19 protein-coding genes are annotated in these 20,216 nt (G+C 64.2%); 7 read left to right on the top strand and 12 right to left on the bottom strand.

The genetic code is table 11. From position 1 onward, the window contains the following. Positions 1-8 precede the first annotated feature (8 nt). Positions 9-140 carry a putative transporter small subunit gene (locus OEG81_RS15440; RefSeq protein ID WP_317135353.1) on the top strand — a complete coding sequence of 44 codons (132 nt, stop codon included), beginning with the start codon at positions 9-11 and terminating at the stop codon, positions 138-140. On the opposite strand, the gene ppc is transcribed toward OEG81_RS15440, so the two are convergent. Then, the gene (gene ppc, locus OEG81_RS15435; protein ID WP_412034077.1) at positions 137-3,094 is read right to left on the bottom strand and encodes a phosphoenolpyruvate carboxylase; all 2,958 of its coding nucleotides are present in this window, start codon (positions 3,092-3,094) and stop codon (positions 137-139) included. The two genes, OEG81_RS15440 and ppc, sit on opposite strands and share 4 nt — an antisense overlap. Positions 3,095-3,134: 40 nt before the next feature. Between ppc and ilvD (OEG81_RS15430) the strand changes: the two genes are divergently transcribed. After that, on the top strand, positions 3,135-4,994 hold the full coding sequence (ilvD, locus tag OEG81_RS15430) for a dihydroxy-acid dehydratase (RefSeq protein WP_264130165.1): 1,860 nt from the start codon (positions 3,135-3,137) through the stop codon (positions 4,992-4,994). An 86-nt stretch (positions 4,995-5,080) separates the two neighbouring features. Here ilvD (OEG81_RS15430) and OEG81_RS15425 read toward each other — a convergent pair whose 3' ends face one another. The 7 genes from OEG81_RS15425 to OEG81_RS15395 form a co-directional block, all read right to left on the bottom strand. Further along, the gene (locus tag OEG81_RS15425) at positions 5,081-5,443 is read right to left on the bottom strand and encodes a Rieske (2Fe-2S) protein (protein ID WP_264130164.1); all 363 of its coding nucleotides are present in this window, start codon (positions 5,441-5,443) and stop codon (positions 5,081-5,083) included. A gap of 34 nt (positions 5,444-5,477) precedes the next feature. After that, the gene (locus OEG81_RS15420) at positions 5,478-6,227 is read right to left on the bottom strand and encodes an SDR family oxidoreductase (RefSeq protein ID WP_264130163.1); all 750 of its coding nucleotides are present in this window, start codon (positions 6,225-6,227) and stop codon (positions 5,478-5,480) included. A 74-nt stretch (positions 6,228-6,301) separates the two neighbouring features. Continuing rightward, the gene (locus tag OEG81_RS15415; protein WP_264130162.1) at positions 6,302-8,398 is read right to left on the bottom strand and encodes a TonB-dependent receptor family protein; all 2,097 of its coding nucleotides are present in this window, start codon (positions 8,396-8,398) and stop codon (positions 6,302-6,304) included. Positions 8,399-8,430: 32 nt separating this feature from the next. Further along, positions 8,431-8,871, bottom strand: a complete 441-nt coding sequence (locus tag OEG81_RS15410; RefSeq protein ID WP_264130161.1) for a CopD family copper resistance protein — start codon at positions 8,869-8,871, stop codon at positions 8,431-8,433. Next, entirely contained in the window at positions 8,868-9,569 is a 702-nt protein-coding gene (locus OEG81_RS15405; RefSeq protein WP_264130160.1) for an ATP-binding cassette domain-containing protein, read from the bottom strand. The genes OEG81_RS15410 and OEG81_RS15405 overlap by 4 nt, the downstream gene beginning before the upstream one ends. Then, complete coding sequence (locus OEG81_RS15400; protein ID WP_264130159.1) at positions 9,562-10,344, bottom strand: ABC transporter permease; 783 nt, start codon at positions 10,342-10,344, stop codon at positions 9,562-9,564. Before OEG81_RS15400 ends, OEG81_RS15405 begins: the two co-directional genes overlap by 8 nt. Next, positions 10,341-11,339: an ABC transporter substrate-binding protein gene (locus OEG81_RS15395; protein ID WP_264130158.1), complete on the bottom strand. Its 999-nt coding sequence runs from the start codon at positions 11,337-11,339 to the stop codon at positions 10,341-10,343. The genes OEG81_RS15400 and OEG81_RS15395 overlap by 4 nt, the downstream gene beginning before the upstream one ends. 193 nt (positions 11,340-11,532) lie before the next feature. Between OEG81_RS15395 and ilvD (OEG81_RS15390) the strand changes: the two genes are divergently transcribed. After that, positions 11,533-13,218, top strand: coding sequence for a dihydroxy-acid dehydratase (gene ilvD, locus OEG81_RS15390; protein WP_264130157.1), 1,686 nt, complete (start codon positions 11,533-11,535; stop codon positions 13,216-13,218). On the opposite strand, the gene OEG81_RS15385 is transcribed toward ilvD (OEG81_RS15390), so the two are convergent. Continuing rightward, complete coding sequence (locus tag OEG81_RS15385; RefSeq protein ID WP_264130156.1) at positions 13,215-13,913, bottom strand: pirin family protein; 699 nt, start codon at positions 13,911-13,913, stop codon at positions 13,215-13,217. The two genes, ilvD (OEG81_RS15390) and OEG81_RS15385, sit on opposite strands and share 4 nt — an antisense overlap. Before the next feature lie 160 nt (positions 13,914-14,073). On the opposite strand from OEG81_RS15385, the gene OEG81_RS15380 reads away from it, so the two are divergent. Continuing rightward, the gene (locus tag OEG81_RS15380) at positions 14,074-14,991 is read left to right on the top strand and encodes a LysR family transcriptional regulator (RefSeq protein WP_264130155.1); all 918 of its coding nucleotides are present in this window, start codon (positions 14,074-14,076) and stop codon (positions 14,989-14,991) included. Here the strand turns inward: OEG81_RS15380 and OEG81_RS15375 are convergent. Further along, a complete protein-coding gene (locus OEG81_RS15375; protein ID WP_264130154.1) occupies positions 14,958-16,166 on the bottom strand; it encodes an MFS transporter in 1,209 nt (402 codons plus the stop codon). The two genes, OEG81_RS15380 and OEG81_RS15375, sit on opposite strands and share 34 nt — an antisense overlap. 142 nt (positions 16,167-16,308) lie before the next feature. Here OEG81_RS15375 and nadE point away from each other — a divergent pair, with 142 nt between their 5' ends. Together nadE and OEG81_RS15365 are read left to right on the top strand one after the other, a co-directional pair. Next, positions 16,309-17,145 (top strand): ammonia-dependent NAD(+) synthetase, encoded by an 837-nt coding sequence (gene nadE / locus OEG81_RS15370; protein ID WP_264130153.1) that lies wholly within the window; start codon positions 16,309-16,311, stop codon positions 17,143-17,145. A gap of 135 nt (positions 17,146-17,280) precedes the next feature. Beyond that, positions 17,281-18,024: a sulfite exporter TauE/SafE family protein gene (locus tag OEG81_RS15365; protein WP_264130152.1), complete on the top strand. Its 744-nt coding sequence runs from the start codon at positions 17,281-17,283 to the stop codon at positions 18,022-18,024. Positions 18,025-18,029: 5 nt separating this feature from the next. Here the strand turns inward: OEG81_RS15365 and OEG81_RS15360 are convergent, their stop codons facing one another. Next, positions 18,030-18,566: a CinA family protein gene (locus tag OEG81_RS15360; protein ID WP_264130151.1), complete on the bottom strand. Its 537-nt coding sequence runs from the start codon at positions 18,564-18,566 to the stop codon at positions 18,030-18,032. Continuing rightward, a complete protein-coding gene (locus tag OEG81_RS15355; protein ID WP_264130150.1) occupies positions 18,559-19,122 on the bottom strand; it encodes a hypothetical protein in 564 nt (187 codons plus the stop codon). The genes OEG81_RS15360 and OEG81_RS15355 overlap by 8 nt, the downstream gene beginning before the upstream one ends. Before the next feature lie 84 nt (positions 19,123-19,206). Between OEG81_RS15355 and OEG81_RS15350 the strand changes: the two genes are divergently transcribed. Next, the gene (locus OEG81_RS15350) at positions 19,207-20,133 is read left to right on the top strand and encodes a LysR family transcriptional regulator (protein ID WP_264130149.1); all 927 of its coding nucleotides are present in this window, start codon (positions 19,207-19,209) and stop codon (positions 20,131-20,133) included. Positions 20,134-20,216 lie beyond the last annotated feature (83 nt).

Here is a 20,216-nt window from a genome sequence, read left to right as displayed (position 1 = left end):
GAGAGAACATGACGAATATGCTTCTGACCGGCTATATCCTTGTCTGGCCCGTGGCCTCGGCCGCCGTCCTGGTGGCCTTGATTGTTGCGCTGATCCGCGACATGCGCGCCGCCAGCCGGGACGGCGACAGCATGATCTAGCCGGAGTTCCTGAGTCCCGCCGCAATGCCGTTGATGGTCATGTGTATGGCCCGCTGGCTGCGGCTTTCCTCGCTGCCCGCCTTGGCGGGCTTTTTTTCCGCCTGGCGATGGCGCTGCAGAAGCTCCACTTGCAGGTGATTCAGCGGATCGATATAGGCGAAGCGCTCGCTCAGCGCGGCGCTGAGCTGGGGGTCGTTGGCCAGCAGCTCGTGGCCGCTGACGCGCTTGAACATGTCCAGCGTCAGTTCGAACTCGGCGCGGATGCGGCCGAAGATGCCTTCGCGCAGCTTCCTGTCGGGCACCAGGCCCGCATAGCGTTTGGCGATGCCCAGATCGGTCTTGGCCAGGACTTGTTCCATGTTGGACAGCAATGTCTTGAAGAAAGGCCAGACCGTGGCCATTTCCCGCAGCTGCGCCAGGCGGTCCGACGATGTGGCTGGAGCGTGCTCGCAGCCTTGCTCCACATACGCGCGCAGGGCAGTGCCCACGCCATACCAGCCGGTCAGCATCAAACGGCATTGCGCCCAGGAAAATCCCCAGGGGATGGCGCGCAGGTCTTCGATCTTCCGGCTGGCCTTGCGCGACGCCGGCCGAGACCCGATATTGAGGCCGGCGATTTCCAGTATGGGCGTGGACGCGAAGAAATAGTCGTTGAAGCCCGGCGTGCCGTACACCAGATCGCGGTAGCTTTGCTGCGCGACCTCCGACATGAAGTCCAGGATGGCGCCGAAGCGCGCCATATTGTCGTCCTCCGACTGCGATACCGAGGTGTTGGCCGCCAGGCTGGTTTCGAGCGTGGCCGCCACAAAGTTCTCCAGGTGCCAGCGTCCGACTTCGGCGTCCTTATACTTGCCCTGTATGACCTCGCCCTGTTCGGTCAGGCGGATTTGTCCGTTGACCGTGCCGGGCGGCTGGGCCAGGATGGCATCGAAGCTCGAGCCGCCGCCGCGTGCCACCGACCCGCCCCGGCCGTGGAAAAGGCGCAGGCGCAGTTTGCGCTTCTTGAATTCCTGCACCAGTTGCCGCTCGGCGCAGTACAGCGACCAGTTCGAGGTCAGGTAGCCGCCATCCTTGTTGCTGTCGGAATAGCCCAGCATGACTTCCTGTATGCCGCCCTGCGCATGCTGTAGCCGTTGCGCGACTTCGGGCAGATCCAGCCATTCGGCCATGATCAGCGGTCCGCGCACCAGGTCGGGTATGGTCTCGAACAAAGGCACCACCATCAGGCCGTCGGCGCCCTTCCGGTCCTGGGGCGAAATGAGCCCGGCCTCTTGTTGCAGGACCAGGACTTCCAGCAGGTCGCTGAGCGTTTCGGTGTGCGAGACGATGGTCTGCTTGATGGCGTCCGGTCCGTATTTTTTCCGGCAGGCGGCGGCCATGCGCAGGATCGCCAGCTCTTTCTCCGTTTCGGCCGAGTAATGCAGCCAGGGCGAGACCAGGGGGCGGACCTGCTGGATTTCCTGGCGCAGCAATTGAACGCGGTCTTCCTCGGACAGCTTGCGGTAGTCCACCGGCGTGCCCTTGAATGTGGCCTTGGCCGCCTTGAACAGCTCGGTCAGCACGCGCTCATGCACGTCGGAGCTTTGGCGCAAGTCGACCGTGGCCAGGTGGAAGCCGAAAATGCTGACGGCCTGCAACAGGCCCGACAGGCGCAATTGCCCGATCAGGCTGCCGTGATGCCGGTCCAGGGAGTCGGCAATGACACGCAGGTCGCGCTGGAATTCCTGCGGGCCGGCATAGGCCGGAGCCGGGTAAGTAGGGCGCTGGGCCAGCTGCCGCCCCGTCAGGGCGACGGAAGTCGCCGCCAGGCGCGCATACAAATGGATGAAGGCGCGGCGGTAGGGCTCATCGACGCGGTGTTCGGACGCATCCTGGCTGGCCATGGACAGGGCGAGCAGGTCTGGACTGGCCGCGCTCAGCGTATGGGACAGCGATATCTCGGTGCCCAGCGATTTGACCTCTTGCAGATAATGGCGCAGCACATGCGCGGATTGGCGCAGCAGGGCCTGTTCCAGCGTCGAGGCATCGACGTTCGGATTGCCGTCGCGGTCGCCGCCTATCCAACTGCCCATCTGGAGGAAGGCCGGCAAGGGCCGGGCATTGACATCGAACAGCGTGCGGCCGGGCGGTTGCAGGCGTATGGACAAGTCCTGGTACAAGCGCGGGATGGCGGTCAGGAAGGTGCTGGTGTAGTAAGTCAGCGCATTGTCGATCTCATCCAGCACGGTCAGCTTCTGCCGGCGCAGCATGCGGGTTTGCCAGAGCGTGGCCACCAGGCCGGCCAGCCTGCGCTGCAACTGGAGTTTTTCGGCGGGCGTCTGCGTGGCGTCGCTAAGCGCCAGCTGACGGGCGATTTCCCTGTGCAGGTCCAGCGTGCTCTTGCGCTGGACTTCGGTGGGGTGCGCGGTCAGCACGGGAACGATGCAGGCCTGTTCCAGGTAGCGCAGTATCTTGCGGCTGCTCACGCCCTTGCTTTGCAGCAGATCCAGCGCATGCTGGAGGCTGCCGCGCATGGGCGCGTCGGCGGCCAGCTCGTGCCGGCGCTGGCGCCTGTTCTGATCGCGGTCCTCGGCAATATTGGACAGATGCAGGAAATAGCTGAATGCGCGTGCCACGGACGACGCTTCCTCGTCTTCCAGGCGGGCGATCTGCCGCTCCAGGATGCGGCTGTCCTTGATATTGCCTTCGCGGCGGAACTTCACGGCGGCGCGGCGCAGTTTTTCGATGACGTCGTAAATGGCCTTGCCTTGGCAATCCTTGATGACATCGCCCAGTGTTTTTCCGAGCGTCCGGATGTCGTTGCGCAGAGCGCCGGGTTCCTGGTTGGAAGGCAGGGCTTGATTCACGAATTCTCCTGAAAAAGGATGTTGCGTTCGATGTTTCGCTTGCGGGACACGGCGTGTCCGACCCCTTGCCGTGTCCGGGTAATCCACCACTATACGATGGATTATCATAGAATTTTTTTCGCCCGTATTTTCCATCTCAGGGATTCAAATGCCGCAATACCGTTCCCGCACCTCGACCCATGGCCGCAACATGGCTGGCGCACGCGCTCTTTGGCGCGCCACCGGCATGCAGGATGGCGATTTCGAAAAGCCCATCATCGCCGTCGTCAATTCCTTCACCCAGTTCGTGCCCGGGCACGTACACCTCAAGGATCTTGGCCAACTGGTGGCCCGGCAGATCGAAGCGGCGGGCGGCGTGGCCAAAGAGTTCAATACCATAGCGGTGGACGACGGCATCGCGATGGGACATGGCGGCATGCTTTATTCGCTGCCTTCGCGCGAACTGATCGCCGACTCCGTCGAATACATGGTCAACGCGCATTGCGCCGACGCCATGGTCTGCATCTCCAATTGCGACAAGATCACCCCGGGCATGCTGATGGCCGCGATGCGCCTGAACATCCCCGTCGTGTTCGTGTCCGGCGGCCCCATGGAAGCGGGCAAGATCATCGAGCCGGGCACACAGAAAGTGTTGATGAAGCTGGACCTGGTCGACGCCATGATCAAGGCGGCCGACCCCAACGTCAGCGACGCGGAAGCCGCCGAGGCCGAGCGCAATGCCTGTCCCACCTGCGGCTCGTGTTCAGGCATGTTCACCGCCAACTCCATGAACTGCCTGACCGAGGCGCTGGGCCTTGCGCTGCCGGGCAACGGCACCGTGGTGGCCACGCATGCGCGCCGCAAGGGCCTGTTCGAGGACGCGGGCAGGCTGGTGGTCGATCTGTGCCGCCGCTATTACGAACAGGACGACGCGTCGGTCCTGCCTCGCAATATCGCCACCTTCGCGGCCTTCGAGAACGCCATGACGCTGGACGTGTCCATGGGCGGTTCCACGAATACCGTGCTGCACTTGCTGGCGGCCGCACAGGAGGCGGGCGTGGAATTCACCATGTCGGACATCGACCGCATTTCGCGGCGCGTGCCCTGCCTGTGCAAGGTCGCCCCCGCCACCGACAAGTTCCACATCGAAGACGTGCATCGCGCCGGCGGCATCATGGGCATATTGGGCGAGCTTGCGCGCGCCGGCCTGTTGAACCTGGATGTCGGCAACATCCATAGCGGCACGCTGGGCAAGGCCATCGACGCCTGGGACGTGGGCGGCGGAAACGCCGCGCAGGAAGTTCAAGATTTCTTCAAGGCGGCGCCGGGCGGCGTGCGTTCGCAAACCGCGTTCAGCCAGGACCGCCATTATCAGGAACTGGATCTGGACCGCGAAAAAGGCTGCATACGCTCCAGGGAGCACGCCTATTCGCAGGATGGCGGACTGGCCGTGCTGTACGGCAACCTGGCGCCCAAAGGCTGCATCGTCAAGACCGCCGGAGTGGATGAAAGCATATTGAAGTTCACGGGCACGGCACGCGTGTACGAAAGCCAGGAAGATTCCGTCGAAGCCATCCTGGGCGGCAAGGTCAAGGCGGGCGACGTGGTCGTGATCCGCTACGAAGGCCCCAAGGGCGGCCCCGGCATGCAGGAAATGCTGTATCCCACGTCCTACCTGAAGTCCAAGGGTCTGGGGAAAAGCTCGGCGCTGCTGACCGATGGGCGTTTCTCGGGCGGTTCGTCGGGCCTGGTCATCGGCCACGCATCGCCCGAAGCGGCCGAAGGCGGAAACATCGGCCTGGTCCAGGACGGCGACACGATAGAAATCGACATCCCGAACCGCAAGATCCATCTTGCCATCAGCGACGACGAACTGGCCAAGCGGCGCGCTGAAATGGAAGCACGCGGCGCCGCCGCCTGGCAGCCGGTGGACAGGCAGCGCGTGGTGTCGCAGGCCCTGAAAGCCTATGCGGCGCTGGCGACCTCGGCGGACCGCGGCGCGGTCCGCGACGTATCGCAATTGAAGTAAATGCCGCAGGGCCTTCCCGGCCCTGGCATGCATTCAGGGCGGGTACGGCATGGCCGCATCCGCCTTTTTTCTTGAGCGGCTACGCATCATGCCGGTTCGGTCTTGCCTTCCGGCCACCAGAGCACCGCCTGGCCCGCTTCGGTCACCTTCAGGGCGGACAACCTGCTGGGCTGGCAGGGCCCGCCGGTGCATTCGCCGGTGTCGGGCCTGAAGGTGGCGCCATGGCGCGCGCACATCAACTGATCGCCCGCGCGTGTGAATACATGGCCTTCCCAGTCCAGCGGCGAACCCATGTGCGGGCAGCGGTTCAGGTAGCCGTAGGCGCGCCCCTCGTAGCGGACGAAGAAGGCGGTGGTTGCTTCGCCGGCGTGCCGTACCGGTAGCTTGTGGGCCAGGCCGCCGTCCACCAGGTCGGTGGACGGGCAGACCTCGATGGCGGGTGTGGTCATGCGCTTGGAAGATAAAGGTGTATCAGCCATCAGCCTACAGTCCGCCCGCGCATTGGATGACGGTGCCGGTAATGTACGATGCCGCCGGCGACAGGACCCAGACCACGGTCTCGGCGATTTCCTCGGGCCGGGCCAGCCTGCCCATGGGGATTTTCGGGGCGACGCGTTCGGGGCGGCCGGGCTCGCCCGCCGTGGCGTGGATCTCGGTCAGCGTCGAGCCGGGCGAGACCCCGCATACGCGCACGCCGGAAGCGGCGACTTCGCGGGCCAGCCCCAGGCTGAAGGCTTCCAGCGCGGCCTTGCTGGCCGCATAGTGTATGTATTCTCCGGGGCTGCCGGTACGGGCCGCAACCGAGGACACATTGACGATGACCCCGCCGGTTCCGTTGCGCTCGAAGCAGGCCAACGCCTGGCGACAGCACTGGATGGCGCCGAACACATTGACCTGGAAGACGCGCTCTATGGTCGCGTCGGTGGTCTGCGAAAACGGTCCGATGGGTCCGGTGATGCCGGTGTTGTTGACCAGGGCCGTCAAGGGGCCCAGCTGCCGCTCCGCCTCCTGGAACATGCGGGGAATATCGTCCGGCTTGCCTACGTCGGCCTGGATGACGGCGGCCTTGCGGCCATGCAGCTCGACCGCCTGCGCCACGCTGCGCGCCGCCTCCGCATCCTTCACGTAATTGATGGCGACATCGAAGCCATCGCGCGCGGCGGCGATGGCGGTGGCTGCGCCGATTCCCCGGCTCGCGCCGGTGATGAGAACCGTAGGGGTTAGGGTCGTCATGCATGCACCTGGGCTGGTTGATATCCAGGTGCATTATGCGTCAAAAAACCGTCCAGGTATGCAGCCAGTTGCGCTCAGAAGGCGTAGCGCAGCCCAGCGCTGATGCTGCGGCCATTGCCCGGCAGATAGCCCGGGGCCGTCGCCAGCGAGGTGTTGCGTATGGCATAGCTGCTGATGTACTTGCGGTCGGTCAGGTTGTCGCCCGCCAGCCATGCGCTCCAGTGCTTGTCGTGCTGGTAGGCCAGCTTGAAACCCAGCAGTGCATAGGAGTTCTGTTCGGTGCCGGCGACGTTGGCATGGTTGACCGGAGTATCGCCCGGCATCCAGTGCAGATTCGGACCGAAGCGCCAGCCGCCGATGCGATACATCAGTTCCGCGCTGATCAGGTGGCGCGGCACGCCCGCAATCCGATTGCCGTCGAATTCGCCGCCCATGAAGCGGAAGTCGCTGTAGGTATAGGCCAGGCGGTAGTCGAAGGCGCCTGCGCCGGGAGCGGGCAGGGTGCCGTTCAGGCCGGCTTCCAGGCCTTGATGCCGCGTGCGGTCGGTGTAGTTGAAGGTGCCGGCCGAGCCGAAGCCCGATGCGTTGGTCACGCTCATCAGTTCATCATCGACATGGCTGCGGTAAAGGGTCAGGGACCAGTTCGCGGCATAATCGCCCTCGGCCAGGATGCCGTCGGCGCCGATTTCATAGGTCAGGGCGCGTTGCAGGTCCAGTTTGCTCATCGTGGCGCTGGCCTGCCCGGCCATGGGGTTCTGGACGCTGCCGGTGATGATTTCCCAGTAAGAGGGGGCCTCATTGCTGCGGCTGACGTTCGCGAACAGGCGCAGGGCCTGGCTGGGCTTCCAGATGATGCCCACCTTGGGGCTGGCGTAAGACCAGTCCTGATCCAGGCTCTGACCGGTCAGCCTGTCTTTGGTATCGCGCACGGCCTGGGTGTATTTCAGGTCGCCGACGAGGCTCCATTGCGGGGTGATGTGCCATTCCAGCCCCAGCAGCGCGCTGCGGTTCTCAGCCAGCATGGAAAAGTTGCCGAAGCGCTTCATGTTGCTGCCATTGTTCGGATTGACGATGTACAGGTCGCGCTCCATGTCGCTGCGGGCCCAGTCCAGGGCCAGGCGATAGTCCACGGTATTCCACTTGCCCGCCAATTGCCATTGGGCGCCATAGGTGTCCCCGGTGGTCGGCGTCGACACCGTAGGCTCGGTAAAGGTATCGTCGATATTCTGCCAGTACAGGCCGAAGGTCTGGTTCAGCGCATCGTCGCCCCAGTAGCTGCGGTTGGCCAGGCGGAACTGCTCGGTCTTGCGATGCGGATCGCGCTTGTAGATATTGGGATTGTCGCCGGGCTGGTCGCCCATCACGCCGCGCGGGTCGTCCCAGACCCGCTGCTTGGGCACCACGGTGGGAATGTCGAACGCCAGGTCCGTGTAGGACAGGTAAGTGCGGTTCTCGAAGCGGTCGTTGCGCACGCCGAAATTGCCCTGGATACTGGTGCGATGGGAATCCGCATGATTCCGGTAGCCTTCGGACTCGTCGTGGCTCACGCTCAGCCGGCCGTCCAGCTGGTCGCCCTGGAAGCCTTTGGCGGCATGCAGGCCCAGCCGGCCGAAGCTGCCCCCTTCGACGCTGATGACTTCGTTCTGCGTTCCGGTATAGGACTGGAAATCCAGCTCGCCGCCCAGCGTGCTTGCGCCCGCCGACAAGGCATTGGCGCCCCGGCGCACGCTGATCAGGCGCGCGTTGCGCGGCTCCAGCAGGCCGATCACGAAAGACCCATCGGCCTCGTTCAGAGGCAGGCCGTCCTGCATCAGAAGCACGCCGCGGTTGAGCGGGTTGCTTTGTATGCCCGAGCCGCGAATGTTGAGGCGCGGCTGGTCGATGCCGCCGAAGAAGTCCTGCACCACGATGCCGGGCTGGTAGTCCAGCGCGTCGCGCAGGGTGGCCAGGCGCACTTCCTCTTGCGGGGTGACGACATTGGTGCCGCCCGCCACGCGTTGCAGGCGGGCTTTTTCCTTGGCCGGGCTGGGTTGCAGCGGTGACGACGCATCGTCGCCCTGGACGACCACTGGCGCCAAAGTGGCGATGTTGTCGGCCTGCGCGCCGGGCAGCCAGATTGCGGACAGCGCAAGGCCAAGCGCCATGCGGCGAAAAATAGGAGCGGATGACATGTTTTCCCCGTGAATATTTTTGTTGAAGGTGATTACCAGTGCAGATAGAACATGGCCTTGGCGAGAAGGACGATGCCCACCATGTGACAGAAGACGCTCAAGTGGATGTATTTGAAATGGACGGAGCGCAGCTTGCCCTTGCGGCGCAGTGTCATGGCGGTCAGGAAGTGTCCGAAGACGCTCAGCGCCAGGGCGATCTTGATGGTCAGCAACAGGCCGAAGCTGCTCTCCAGCGGGTGGGCCAGGGCGGCGCGATGATGCCAGGCCATGCCTATGCCCGCGCTGTACAGGATCAGCAGCACCCAGGGCATCAGGCTGCGCGCCCTTACCCCTATCGCTATTTCCAGCGTGCGCATCATGTCGCGCGGCACATGCTTGCGCACGCTCTCCAATATCAATACTTCGAAGAAGACCGTGCCGACGAACATCAGCGCGGCGAACAGATGGAGGGTCACAAGGACGGAATAACTCATGATGGCTGGGCTTCCTTTTCAATCGAAATGCAGGATGCCGCCGCAAGGGCGGAATAGGGAGCAGGGCTGTTCCGCGACGGCGCGAAGCCGTGGCCGCTCAGCTTGCCGTCCGCGATCAGGACGCAGCGCTCGACCATGCCGGCCAGCTCCTCGGGATGATGGCTGATGCACAGCATGGCGGCGCCGGTGTCGCGCGCGCATTCGGCGCACAGGCGGGCCAGGTCGGTGCGCAGAGCCGGGTCCAGGGCGCTGAAGGGTTCGTCCAGCAAGAGCAGGTCGGGCTGCAGCGCAAAGGCGCGGGCCAGGGCGGCGCGCTGCGCCATGCCGCCGGACAGTTCCCGGGGCCAGGCCCGGGCCGACGAAGCCAGCCCGACCCGGGACAGCCAATGCAGCGCACGTTCCCGCGCTTCGGTCCGCGGTACGCCCGAAGCGATCAGGGGGATTTCCACGTTTTCCTGCGTGCGCCGCCAGGGCAGCAGGCGGGGTTCCTGGAAAACCAGCAAAGCATGGCGGAAGCTGTTCACGCAGGCGCCCTGGGTGGCGGGCAAAAGGCCGGCGGCCATCTTCAGCAAGGAGCTCTTGCCCGCGCCGCTGGCGCCCAGCACGCCAACGCATTCGCCGGGTTCAAGGCGGAAGTCGACTTTATCCAGTACCTGCACGGGGCCGAACCGCAAGGAAACTTCACGCAGCTCAAGCATGGCTGGGCTCCTGCCATTGGTTCAGATGGCGCTGCAAGGGTTGCAGCAAAGCGAACTCGAGCGCCGCCACCAGCGCCAGTATCAGGATGACCCAGGCGTACAGCTCGCCGCTGTCGAATACACTGCGCGCATTGGCCAGGGCATAGCCGGCGCCGCTGTCGGCGCCGAGCACTTCCGCCATCACCACCAGCCGGACGCCGCCGCAGGTGGCGATCAGCAAGGCGGCCGTCAAGGGCGCGGCGAGGGCGGGCAGGTACAGGTGCCGCAGGCGCAGCCAGGGATCGAAGCGATAGACGTGCGCCATTTCGATCAGCGAGCGATCCACCAGCAGCATGCCCTTGACCGTATTCACATACATGCCTGGCGCAATCATCAGCACGGTAATGAAAATCACCATGGAAGAGCCCAGGCCGAACCAAAGCATGGCCAGCACGACGACGACCACGGGAGGGATGGCCATCAGCAGCCAGCGCAAGGGCTCCAGCAGGCCGCGCAATCGGGCATTGTGCCCCGCCAGTATGCCCAGGGCGAAGCCGATCAGGCAGCCTGTTCCCACACCCGCGCCTATCCGCGCAAGACTGGCGCCGGCATTGGCCCAGAAGGTATCGCTTTCCGCCAGCGCGGCAAGCCCGCGCAAGGCCTGCATGGGTGTGGCCATCAGCAGGGGCCCCAGGTACTGGGCCGCGAACTGCCAGCCGGCCAGCAACAACAGGGCGCCGGCCAGGGCCCAGCGCCTGGAGGTGCGCCGGGGTGCGTTCAGGGTCGGCGGGCTCATGGTCCGTAGAATCCGGCGTCAGGCAGGCGGCCGCCTATGGCCTGGGGGTAGTCCTTGCCCAGCAGGGTATACAGGGCTTCCAGCTGCGGGCGCGCTTCACTGGCGGGGCGGCTTTCCAGGCGGGTGGACTTGATGGCGTTTTCCACGGCCGGGACGGGCAGATGCGGGATATGCCGGTTGACCATCTCGGCGCAGGCTCGAGCATGCCGCACGCACCAGTCCGCGGATTCGGCATAGGCCCGTTCCACCGCGCGGCTCAGCGCAAGGTCGCCGGCCACGTTCGAGTTCGCCATGATGCCGGCCTGGGGCAGGTCGGCCTGATCCGGGAAGCGGGCCCGCCAGGTGTCCTCCAGGCTTTCCACACGGTATAGCGGCGCGCCGCCCTGCTGCTCGTTGCGCCACATCAGCAGCGATGCCGTCGGCTCGACCAGCAGGGCGTTCTGGCTCTGGCCGGTCAGCATCAGGGCGATGGCGTCTTCGGAAGCGCGCGTGCGGCGCAGCTGTATGCGATTTCCCGGCTCGTTCCCGTCGGCGGCCAGCAGGGTGTCGACCAGGACCGAGGGCAGATCCCTGTGAAAGGGCAGCAGCAATTCCTTGCCGGCAAGATCCGAGAAGCTTTTGACGGACGGGTCGCGGCTGACCAGCCACAGGATTCCCCAGACCGAGATGTTCAGCAGGCGCACCGGCTCGCCGCGGTTGGCCATCAGCGCCGGCAGATTGCTGGGCGCCGCGCTGAAGTCGATTTCCTTTTTGGCCAGCAGCACCCGCAATTGATCGGGGCTTTGCCACAGGCGGAATTCCAGCCGGTCGGTATAGTCGTTCAGTGCGCCGGTTTCCAGCATGTGCAGCAGGGGGAAGCTGACCAGCGCGGTGGGGCCCGCCAAGGTTATTTTCTCGTACTTCGCGGCCGGCTGGGCCTGTGCGATGGCGGCGCACAGGGCGGCGGCAAGCAGTGCGGCCAGGCCGGCGCGCACTTTATTCCATAGGCTCTGCATAAATATAAACAATAATGATTCTCAGTTGCGAATAATCACATTGTTTCCACTTGCATTCCATGATCTGCATCAAGTTTCGGAAGAAATCCCGGGAAAGCGGGTGGCGCCCCAAATCGCCTTAGGGGGTAAACTGATTTCAAAAATAATTTGCCGGCCCGGAATTCCTGGGCCATGAATTCACGAAAGGAAGAAAATGAGCACCCAAAAACGCCTGCGTTCCGCCAACATTACCCAGGGTCCGGCCCGCGCGCCCAACCGTTCCATGTATTACGCGCTGGGTTACAAAGAAGAAGACTTCAACAAGCCCATGATCGGCGTGGCCAACGGCCACAGCACCATCACGCCTTGCAACAGCGGCTTGCAGAAGCTGGCCGATGCGGCGATCGAGGCCATTGAATCGTCGGGCGGCAATGCGCAGGTGTTCGGCACGCCGACGATATCCGACGGCATGGCCATGGGCACCGAGGGCATGAAGTATTCGCTGGTCTCGCGCGAAGTCATCGCCGACTGCGTCGAAACCTGTGTCCAGGGGCAATGGATGGACGGCGTCGTGGTCATCGGCGGCTGCGACAAGAACATGCCCGGCGGCATGATGGGCATGCTGCGCGCCAATGTGCCGGCCATCTATGTCTACGGCGGCACGATTCTTCCCGGTCGCTTGAACGGCAAGGACCTGAACATCGTCAGCGTGTTCGAGGCGGTGGGCGAGAACGCCGCCGGACGCATGAGCGACCAGGAGCTCAAGCAGATCGAACTGCATGCCATTCCCGGCCCCGGCTCCTGCGGCGGCATGTATACCGCCAATACCATGAGCTCCGCATTCGAGGCCCTGGGCATGAGCCTGCCCTACTCGTCGACCATGGCCAATGTCCACGACGAGAAAACGCAATCGGCGGCCGAGTCCGCAAAAGTCTTGCTCAAGGCCGTCGAACTGGACCTGAAGCCGCGCGACATCGTGACCCGCAAATCCATCGAGAACGCCGTCAGCGTGGTCATGGCCACCGGCGGCTCGACCAATGCCGTCCTGCACATACTGGCCATTGCCCATGCGGCCGGCGTCGAATGGACCATCGATGACTTCGAGCGCGTGCGCCAGCGCGTGCCGGTCATTTGCGACCTGAAGCCCAGCGGTCATTACCTGGCGGTGGATTTCCACAAGGCGGGCGGCGTGCCGCAAGTGATGAAGCTGCTGCTGAACGCCGGCCTCATCCATGGCGACTGCATCACCATCACCGGAAAGACGATCGCCGAGCTTCTGAAGGACATTCCCGATGTGCCCGCCGCCGACCAGAAGGTGATCTTCCCGCTGGACAAGGCGCTGTACAAGCAGGGCCACCTGGCCATACTGAAGGGCAACCTGTCGCCCGAAGGCGCGGTCGCCAAGATCACCGGCCTGAAGAATCCCGTCATTACCGGGCCCGCCCGCGTCTTCGACGACGAGCAATCCGCACTCAAGGCCATACTAGACGGCAAGATCAAGGCCGGCGACGTCATGGTGCTGCGCTATCTGGGTCCCAAGGGCGGCCCGGGCATGCCCGAAATGCTGGCGCCCACCGGCGCTCTGATCGGAGCGGGCCTGGGCGATTCCGTGGGCCTGATCACCGATGGCCGCTTTTCGGGCGGCACCTGGGGCATGGTCGTGGGCCACGTCGCGCCGGAGGCCGCCGTGGGCGGCACGATAGGCCTGGTGCACGAGGGCGATTCCATCACCATCGACGCGCACCAATTGCTGCTGCAGGTGCATGTGGACGATGCCGAGCTGGCCGCGCGCCGTGCGGCCTGGAAGGAGCCGGCCCCGCGTTATACGCGCGGCGTGCAGGCCAAGTTCGCCTTCAATGCCTCCACGGCCAGCACGGGCGCCGTGCTGGACGACTTCTAAGGCAGGTCGAACACCAGCACTTCGGCATTCTCGCCGCCGGCCAGGGTCAGCATCGTTTCGTCGGCGATCTTGACGCCATCGCCGGCGGACAGCGATAGCCCATTGAGCGTCAGCTGGCCGCGGGCGACATGCACGTAGGCATGCCGGCCCGCCGGCAGCGGCTGCTCGATTTTTTCATCCCCGTCCAGCAGACCGGCATAGACGCGCGCGTCCTGCACGATGGTCAGCGAGCCGTCCTGACCGTCCGGCGAAACGACCAGGCGCAGCCTGCCGCGTTTCTCTTCGTCGCTGAAACGCTTTTCCTGATAATTCGGTTTGATGCCGGAGAATTTCGGGACGATCCAGATCTGCAGGAAATGCACCGGCTCGGTGCGCGAGTGATTGAACTCGCTATGCTGTACGCCGGTTCCCGCGCTCATGAGCTGCACGTCGCCGGGGCGTATGACCGATCCGGAACCCATGGAGTCCTTATGTTCCAGCGCGCCTTCCAGGACATAGGAAAAAATTTCCATATCGCGGTGGCCGTGGGCGCCGAAACCCTCGCCCGCCTGGACCGTGTCGTCATTGATCACCCGCAAGGCGCTCCAGCCCATGTGCGCGCGGTCATAGTATTCGGCAAATGAAAAGGTATGGTGGCTGTCCAGCCAACCATGTTGTGCGTGGCCGCGATCTGCGGCTTTCCTGATTTCCAGCATGTTTCGCTCCTGAATTGATGAAGCCATGGCTTCGATGAAACTATTCTAGGATTTATTTTTTCTATAAAAAAGCGCAAAATTCTGTCGATTATTATCGGATTTATAGATATTTCATTGCCTTGCGGCCCAGGGGGCGGGGCCGAAGGCATATTTCAAGCCTATGCCAACATTGAAGACCACTCTGGAGCAATGGCGCGTCCTGCAAGCCATCGTCGAACACGGCGGATACGCCCAGGCGGCGGAGGCGCTGCATCGCAGCCAGTCCTCCATCAGCTACATGGTGGCGCGCCTGCAGGAACAGGTGGGAGTGCAGCTCCTGGCGATGGAAGGGCGCAAGGCGCGGTTGACCGAAAGCGGCAAGGCATTGCTGGCCCAGGCTGTAGATCTGTTGAACGACGCGGCCAAGCTGGAGCAAAGGGCGGCGCAACTGGAGCATGGCTGGGAGGCCGAAGTCAGGCTGGTGGTCGATGCCGCGCTGCCCACGCCCCTGCTGCTGGATGCTCTGGCGCAATTTACGCGGGTGGCGGGGCAGACACGCCTGCAACTGACCGAAGTCGTGCTATCGGGCGCCGAGGAAGCCCTGGCCGGCCAGCGCGCCGACGTGCTGGTCGGAACGCGCGTGCCCGCCGGCTATCTGGGAAACCTCTTGCTGGATGTGGACTTCATCGCCGTGGCCCATCCCTCGCACACCCTGCATCGCCTGGGGCGCGAGCTGGACGGCGACGACCTGAGGCGGGAAATGCAGGTCGTGTTGCGCGACTCGGGCACCGTGAACCCGCGCGATGAGGGCTGGCTGGGCTCCGCCCAGCGCTGGACGGTCAGCAGCCTGGAAACCTCGGCCGCGATGGTGGCCGACGGGCTGGGCTTCGCCTGGCTGCCGCGTCATCTCATACAAAGGCGCCTGGATGAGGGCGCCCTTTGGCCCTTGCCCTTGAGCGAGGGCCGGATCCGCCGCGTCTCGCTCTACCTGACCTTCGGTAGCCAGGAAGGAGCCGGCCCCGCCGCCCGCCAGCTTGCGCAAGTCCTCCACCAGTCGGCCCAGGCCTATGCGGCGTCAGCGGCAAACGCCTTGCGATGACGCCACAGCAGCCACATGCACAGGCCGGCGGGCACGACCAGCGATGCATAGGCCAGGCCGTAGCTGCCGAAGGCGCCGGCGATCATCCCGAATATCGGGGGCCCGATGACGATGCCAAGGAATGTCATGGACAGCGTGCCGCCGGTGGCGATGCTGGCCTGGCCCGGCGGCGCCTGTCGGGCCACCTCGGCCAGATAGACGCCATTCCAGCCGACGGCGCTGCTGCCGAACAGCGACAGCACGATCAGCGTCAGCGTTTGCGAATCGACGTATTGCAGGAAAGGCGTCGCCAGCGAGCATATCGCTATCAATACCGCAAGCAGTCCCAGCATGGCGATGGGGCCCAGGAATCGATCGGATAGATAGCCCCACAGCAGGCGCCCGGCCACGCCCGCCGCCTGCGCGACGGCCAGCGTGAATCCCGCCACGATCAGCCCCATGCCCAGGTCGTCGTGCAGGTAGGTCACCATATAGGTGGTCAGCGACAATTGTGTAATCGAGAAGAAGAAGGACACGGCGGCCAGCACGGCCAGGCTGCGCTGGCTGAACACCAGGCGCAAGGGAGCCGCCAGCCCGTTGCCGAATGACACCGCCTGCGTCCTATCCTTGTCGGCGTCCAGGTCCGCGCAGAGCGGCTGGATGGCCACGGCGCAGAGCAGGGTGGCGGCGGCGATGACAAGAAAGGCCGCCTGCCAGCCCGCGATGTCGGCCAGCCCGGGCACGACGACGCCGGCCAGCACTCCGCCCAGCGGCACGCCGGTCTGCTTGACGGAGAAAACGAAAGACATGCGGTGGGCCGGCGTGCTGCGAGCCAGCAGATGCGAACTTGCCGGAGTGATGGGGCCATAGCCCAGGCCGATGAGCACGGCTCCCAGCGCGGCGGCGATGGGAGACTCGATGGCGCACATCGCCACGCCCGCCGCGCACAGCGCCAGTCCGATCTGGCTGGCGCGTATGGCGCCATAGCGGCGTACGACTCCGCCCGACAGCAGACTGGCCGACATCGCGCCGGCATAGGCGAAGGCAATGTACAAGCCCAGGTACACGGTCGAAATTCCCAGGGTTTCGGCGACGGCGGGGGCGACCACCGGCAGGGTGAGCAGGCACATGGCCACCAGGGACTGCACAGTCAGGGTGGCGACGAGTACGACGGTCGCCGATATGGGCTTGCTCATGCGCGGGGAAGATCCTTTTTTCTTTTTGGTCGGCGGCCGCCCATATATATGAATGGCGGCACCTGTCGTATCATAATCCCTCAAGGCCGGAGCGGCGTTCCGCCAGGCCCGTCAATGGATTTCAAACCGGAAGGGATACATCGTGCTAACACCGGAACAGCGCGCAAAGCAGCGCGACATCATCGAGGAACTGGGCGTCGATGCCGACTTCGACGCCGAGAGCGAAGTCGAACGGCGGGTGAAGTTCCTGGCCGATTACCTGGTGGAAACCGGCAGCAGCGCGCTGGTTCTTGGCATCAGCGGCGGCGTCGATTCGCTGGTCGGGGGCTGCCTGTCGCAGCGCGCCGCCGCGCTGGCCCGCAATCGCGGGCGCGAGGCGAGTTTCATCGCCATGCGCCTGCCCTACGGCGAACAGCGCGACGAGCACGATGCACAGGCATCGCTGGACGTCATCCAGCCCGACACGCTGCTTACCGTCAATATCAAGCCGGCCAGCGACGCCATGCTGGCCGCCCTGCTGCAGGGCGAGGTGCAGTTCCGCGACGACAGGCAGCAGGATTTCCTTCTGGGCAACATCAAGGCCCGCCAGCGGATGATTGCGCAATATGCGGCGGCCGGCGCTTACCGGGGGCTGGTGGTGGGCACCGACCATGCGGCCGAAGCGCTGATGGGCTTCTTCACCAAGTTCGGCGACGGCGCGGCCGACATCACCCCGCTGGCCGGACTGAACAAGCGGCGTGTGCGGGCGCTGGCCGCCGCCATGGGCGCGCCCGAGGCCCTGGTCATGAAAATACCCACCGCCGATCTGGAATCGCTTTCGCCCTTGAAACCGGACGAGGAGGCCTTTGGCGTGAGCTACGGCGAAATCGACGATTTCCTCGAGGGCAAGGATATTTCCCAGGAGGCCTTCGACGTCATCGCGCGCACGCATCGCAATTCGGCCCACAAAAGAGCCTTGCCCCTATTTCCCAAAGATTGAAAAAAAGCTGCGTCAGGCGGGCGGCTTCGCCTGGCAATGCCTCTTGCGGGTCGATTCCCCTTCACCGCTGGCGTGCACGGAGGCTTTCGGTCCTATAATCGGGCGCTATCCTCTTGCACAACCCGGTACGTAATCTTGCAGATCGCTCTTCTATCCCTATTGGCTGTGTCGGTGTTGGGAACATCGTTTGTTTCCGGCGTCTTCGGGATGGCGGGCGGCATGATACTGATGGGCATACTGATCGCCTACATGCCGGTTTCAGCCGCCATGGTGCTGCACGGCACGGCGCAGATGACGTCCAACGGATGGCGCGCGCTCCTTTGGCGGCGCCATACCCATTACGGAATCTTTGGCCGCTACATATTGGGTCTGCTGGTTGCCGGGCTGCTGTTCGCCTTCGTAGGCTTCGTGCCCGACCGGGCCATGGTCCTGATCGCCCTGGGCATCATCCCTTTTCTGGCCGTATTGATTCCGGCCAGATTCGTGCCTCAGGCCAACAATCGCTTCGGTGCAGAGCTTTGCGGTTTCATGAACACATCCATGCAGTTCATCGCGGGCGTATCCGGCCCCTTGCTGGACGTGTTCTACGTGCGCTGCCAGATGGACCGCCGCAGCGTGGTGGCCACCAAAGCCGCCTGCCAGACCTTCTCGCACCTGGCCAAGCTCATCTACTTCACCCACATCATGGGCGGTGAAAGCGAGGTCGAGAAATGGGCGATGGGCATCGCCATCGCCATGGCCATTCTTGGCACCAGCCTGAGCAAATTCGTACTGGAAAAACTGACCGATCACCAGTTCCGGCGCTGGACGCAAGGGCTGGTGATGGCCATAGGCGTGGTCTATCTGTCGCAGGGCGCTTACGTCCTGCTCACGCGTTAGCCCCTTTAGCCGGAGCCTGAATCGGCCGGGGCCTTGGCATGAATTAGGAAATAATGGGGAATGCGTTCCAGCGCATACCTGGCCGCGGCTGTCCGGATCTCCGTCCTGTCGCCCTCGAACCGGCGTGTTTCGCTGAACATCGCCTGGCGCGCCGATTCCCCGTCCGGCCGGGGGCTGAAAGCCCATGCGAAGCATTGCGTTCCGGCCGGAATGTCGCGATCCGTGTCGTCGACGACGCCGGTATTCGAAACCGCCACGTTCGCCCGGCTGTTCTTCAGGGCGCCAGCGGCCATTTCCCTGGCCACCGTTTCGCTGGTCAGGTTGCAGCGCTCCAGTGTTTCGGCGCCGACCGACAGGCAGCGCTTCTTTGATTCGGGCGAATACGTCACGAAAGCGCAATCCAGCAAGCGCCCCGCACCGGGAATGTCCGCAAGCAGGGCGGCGATAAGGCCGCCGGTGCAGGACTCGGCCGTGACCAGCATCAGCGAACGGTCGCGCATGAAGTCGGCGACCTCCTCCGTGACCTCGTCCCGGTCAGCCACGTTCTTTTCCTTCCTGGGCGGCCTTTTCCAGGTCTTCGTCGCTCAGCATCCGCAGGTCCGGATCGGCCGTACCGCCGTCCCCCGGCGTAAACCGCAGTCCCTGCATATAGGGCGTGGGCTTCTTGCGGCGGTAATCCACGAATTCCTTGGCGTAGTAATCCCGTGCCTGTTCGACGTCCTTCACACCCGTCGCAATGTCGTGCATCAGGTTCAGGGCCAGGAAGTTCGCCTCCTCATCGTGGCAGCGCGCCGAGACCTCGCCCCTCGTGCGATTGATCACGACGCTGCCGTCGAACAGGCAGGCTTGCGTCGCCTTGTCGGGAGGAAAACGGTAATCGATGACGGACTCGACCGAATCGTAATGCGGCGCGGGAAAATCGTGCTGGCTGACCATGCGGGTCGCGACGATGCGTTTCCACGGGCCCGGCCGGTGCCAGGTGATCTGCGTGTCGGTAATTTCATCCGGTTCGCCGTATTTGTCGACGACCAGTTGCGCCGCTTCCTGCGCGTCCTCGGGCCAGTCCGCGATGCTGGGTGAAAGGTGCTTGTTTTCCATGGGGTTCCTCCGGGCATTGGTTGATGGCTCTCCGCCAGCAATCCCCATGCCGTTTCAGGCTGGCCAGCCGCTACAATCGTCCGTATGGAAATCCGTCAACTTCGCTATTTCGCCTGTGTGGTCGAAGCGGGCAGCATGGGCAAGGCCGCCCGCGAACTGGGCGTGGTCACGTCCGCGCTCAGCCAGCAGATCAGCCGCCTGGAGTCCGAGCTGGCCACCCGCCTGTTGCAGCGCACGGGCACCGGAGTCGTGCCGACCGACGCCGGCCTGGCCTTCTTCAGGCAGGCTCAGCTGGCCCTGCGCCACGTCGACGAAGCGGCCCGGGCGGCGCAGCAGGCCAGACTGTCGGGGCACGTCAGCGTGGGCATGGCGCCCACCACGGCGGCGGTCATGGGCCTGCCCCTTATGCTGGCGATGCGCGAGCGCTATCCCGACGTGCGTTTCCATCTGGTCGAATCCCTGTCCGGCCATCTGATGAATATGCTGAATGCGCGGCAACTGGACCTGGCCATCGTGTTCAACAGCGAAGCGGGCCGGAGATGGTCGGTCATGCCCCTGCTGGACGAGCGCCTGTTCGTGATCGCCGCCAAGGGCTTCAAGGGTTTCCCCAAGCAGAAGAAGGTACGGCTGGCGGGGCTGACCAGTCTGCCCCTGGTCATGCCCACCAATATGCACGGCTTGCGCTCCCTCTTGGCGGGGGCCATAGGCCAGCAGGACCTGAGCATCAACATCGCCATGGAAATCGACTCGCTGGCCATGCTGATGGATGCCGTCGGCGCGGGGCTGGTGGCCACCATACAGCCCGGCGCGGCGATTGCGCGCCTGCCCGACAAGGCCTTTCTGATGTCCGAAATCTCCGATCCAGGCCTGACCCGCCGCAATCTCCTCGTCAGCCTGTCCGATGACGAGCTTTCGCCGGCCGGGCTGGCGACGCGTGTCGTGATGCGCGACGTCGCTCTGCGCCTGGTGCGCGAAGGGCGTTGGACGGGGGCTTCTATTCACGAACCATGAAGGGCTGTTGCGATACGTCCCACTAGCGCAGGGAACATATTGTTTCTATTCTTGGCGTTTTTTGGCGCGGCCTTGAGCGAAGG

The organism is Pollutimonas sp. M17 (assembly GCF_025836975.1).
Lineage (GTDB): Bacteria > Pseudomonadota > Gammaproteobacteria > Burkholderiales > Burkholderiaceae_B.
Note: the sequence above shows the minus strand (reverse complement) of the source record. Positions and strands in the feature narration are given on the sequence as shown.

Coding starts and splice junctions, on each gene's coding strand:
- OEG81_RS15440 (WP_317135353.1), top strand. CDS start 9: ATGACGAATATGCTTCTGACCGGCTATATCCTTGTCTGGCCCGTGGCC.
- ppc (WP_412034077.1), bottom strand. CDS start 3,094: ATGATAATCCATCGTATAGTGGTGGATTACCCGGACACGGCAAGGGGT.
- ilvD (WP_264130165.1), top strand. CDS start 3,135: ATGCCGCAATACCGTTCCCGCACCTCGACCCATGGCCGCAACATGGCT.
- OEG81_RS15425 (WP_264130164.1), bottom strand. CDS start 5,443: ATGACCACACCCGCCATCGAGGTCTGCCCGTCCACCGACCTGGTGGAC.
- OEG81_RS15420 (WP_264130163.1), bottom strand. CDS start 6,227: ATGACGACCCTAACCCCTACGGTTCTCATCACCGGCGCGAGCCGGGGA.
- OEG81_RS15415 (WP_264130162.1), bottom strand. CDS start 8,398: ATGTCATCCGCTCCTATTTTTCGCCGCATGGCGCTTGGCCTTGCGCTG.
- OEG81_RS15410 (WP_264130161.1), bottom strand. CDS start 8,871: ATGAGTTATTCCGTCCTTGTGACCCTCCATCTGTTCGCCGCGCTGATG.
- OEG81_RS15405 (WP_264130160.1), bottom strand. CDS start 9,569: ATGCTTGAGCTGCGTGAAGTTTCCTTGCGGTTCGGCCCCGTGCAGGTA.
- OEG81_RS15400 (WP_264130159.1), bottom strand. CDS start 10,344: ATGAGCCCGCCGACCCTGAACGCACCCCGGCGCACCTCCAGGCGCTGG.
- OEG81_RS15395 (WP_264130158.1), bottom strand. CDS start 11,339: ATGCAGAGCCTATGGAATAAAGTGCGCGCCGGCCTGGCCGCACTGCTT.
- ilvD (WP_264130157.1), top strand. CDS start 11,533: ATGAGCACCCAAAAACGCCTGCGTTCCGCCAACATTACCCAGGGTCCG.
- OEG81_RS15385 (WP_264130156.1), bottom strand. CDS start 13,913: ATGCTGGAAATCAGGAAAGCCGCAGATCGCGGCCACGCACAACATGGT.
- OEG81_RS15380 (WP_264130155.1), top strand. CDS start 14,074: ATGCCAACATTGAAGACCACTCTGGAGCAATGGCGCGTCCTGCAAGCC.
- OEG81_RS15375 (WP_264130154.1), bottom strand. CDS start 16,166: ATGAGCAAGCCCATATCGGCGACCGTCGTACTCGTCGCCACCCTGACT.
- OEG81_RS15355 (WP_264130150.1), bottom strand. CDS start 19,122: ATGGAAAACAAGCACCTTTCACCCAGCATCGCGGACTGGCCCGAGGAC.
- OEG81_RS15350 (WP_264130149.1), top strand. CDS start 19,207: ATGGAAATCCGTCAACTTCGCTATTTCGCCTGTGTGGTCGAAGCGGGC.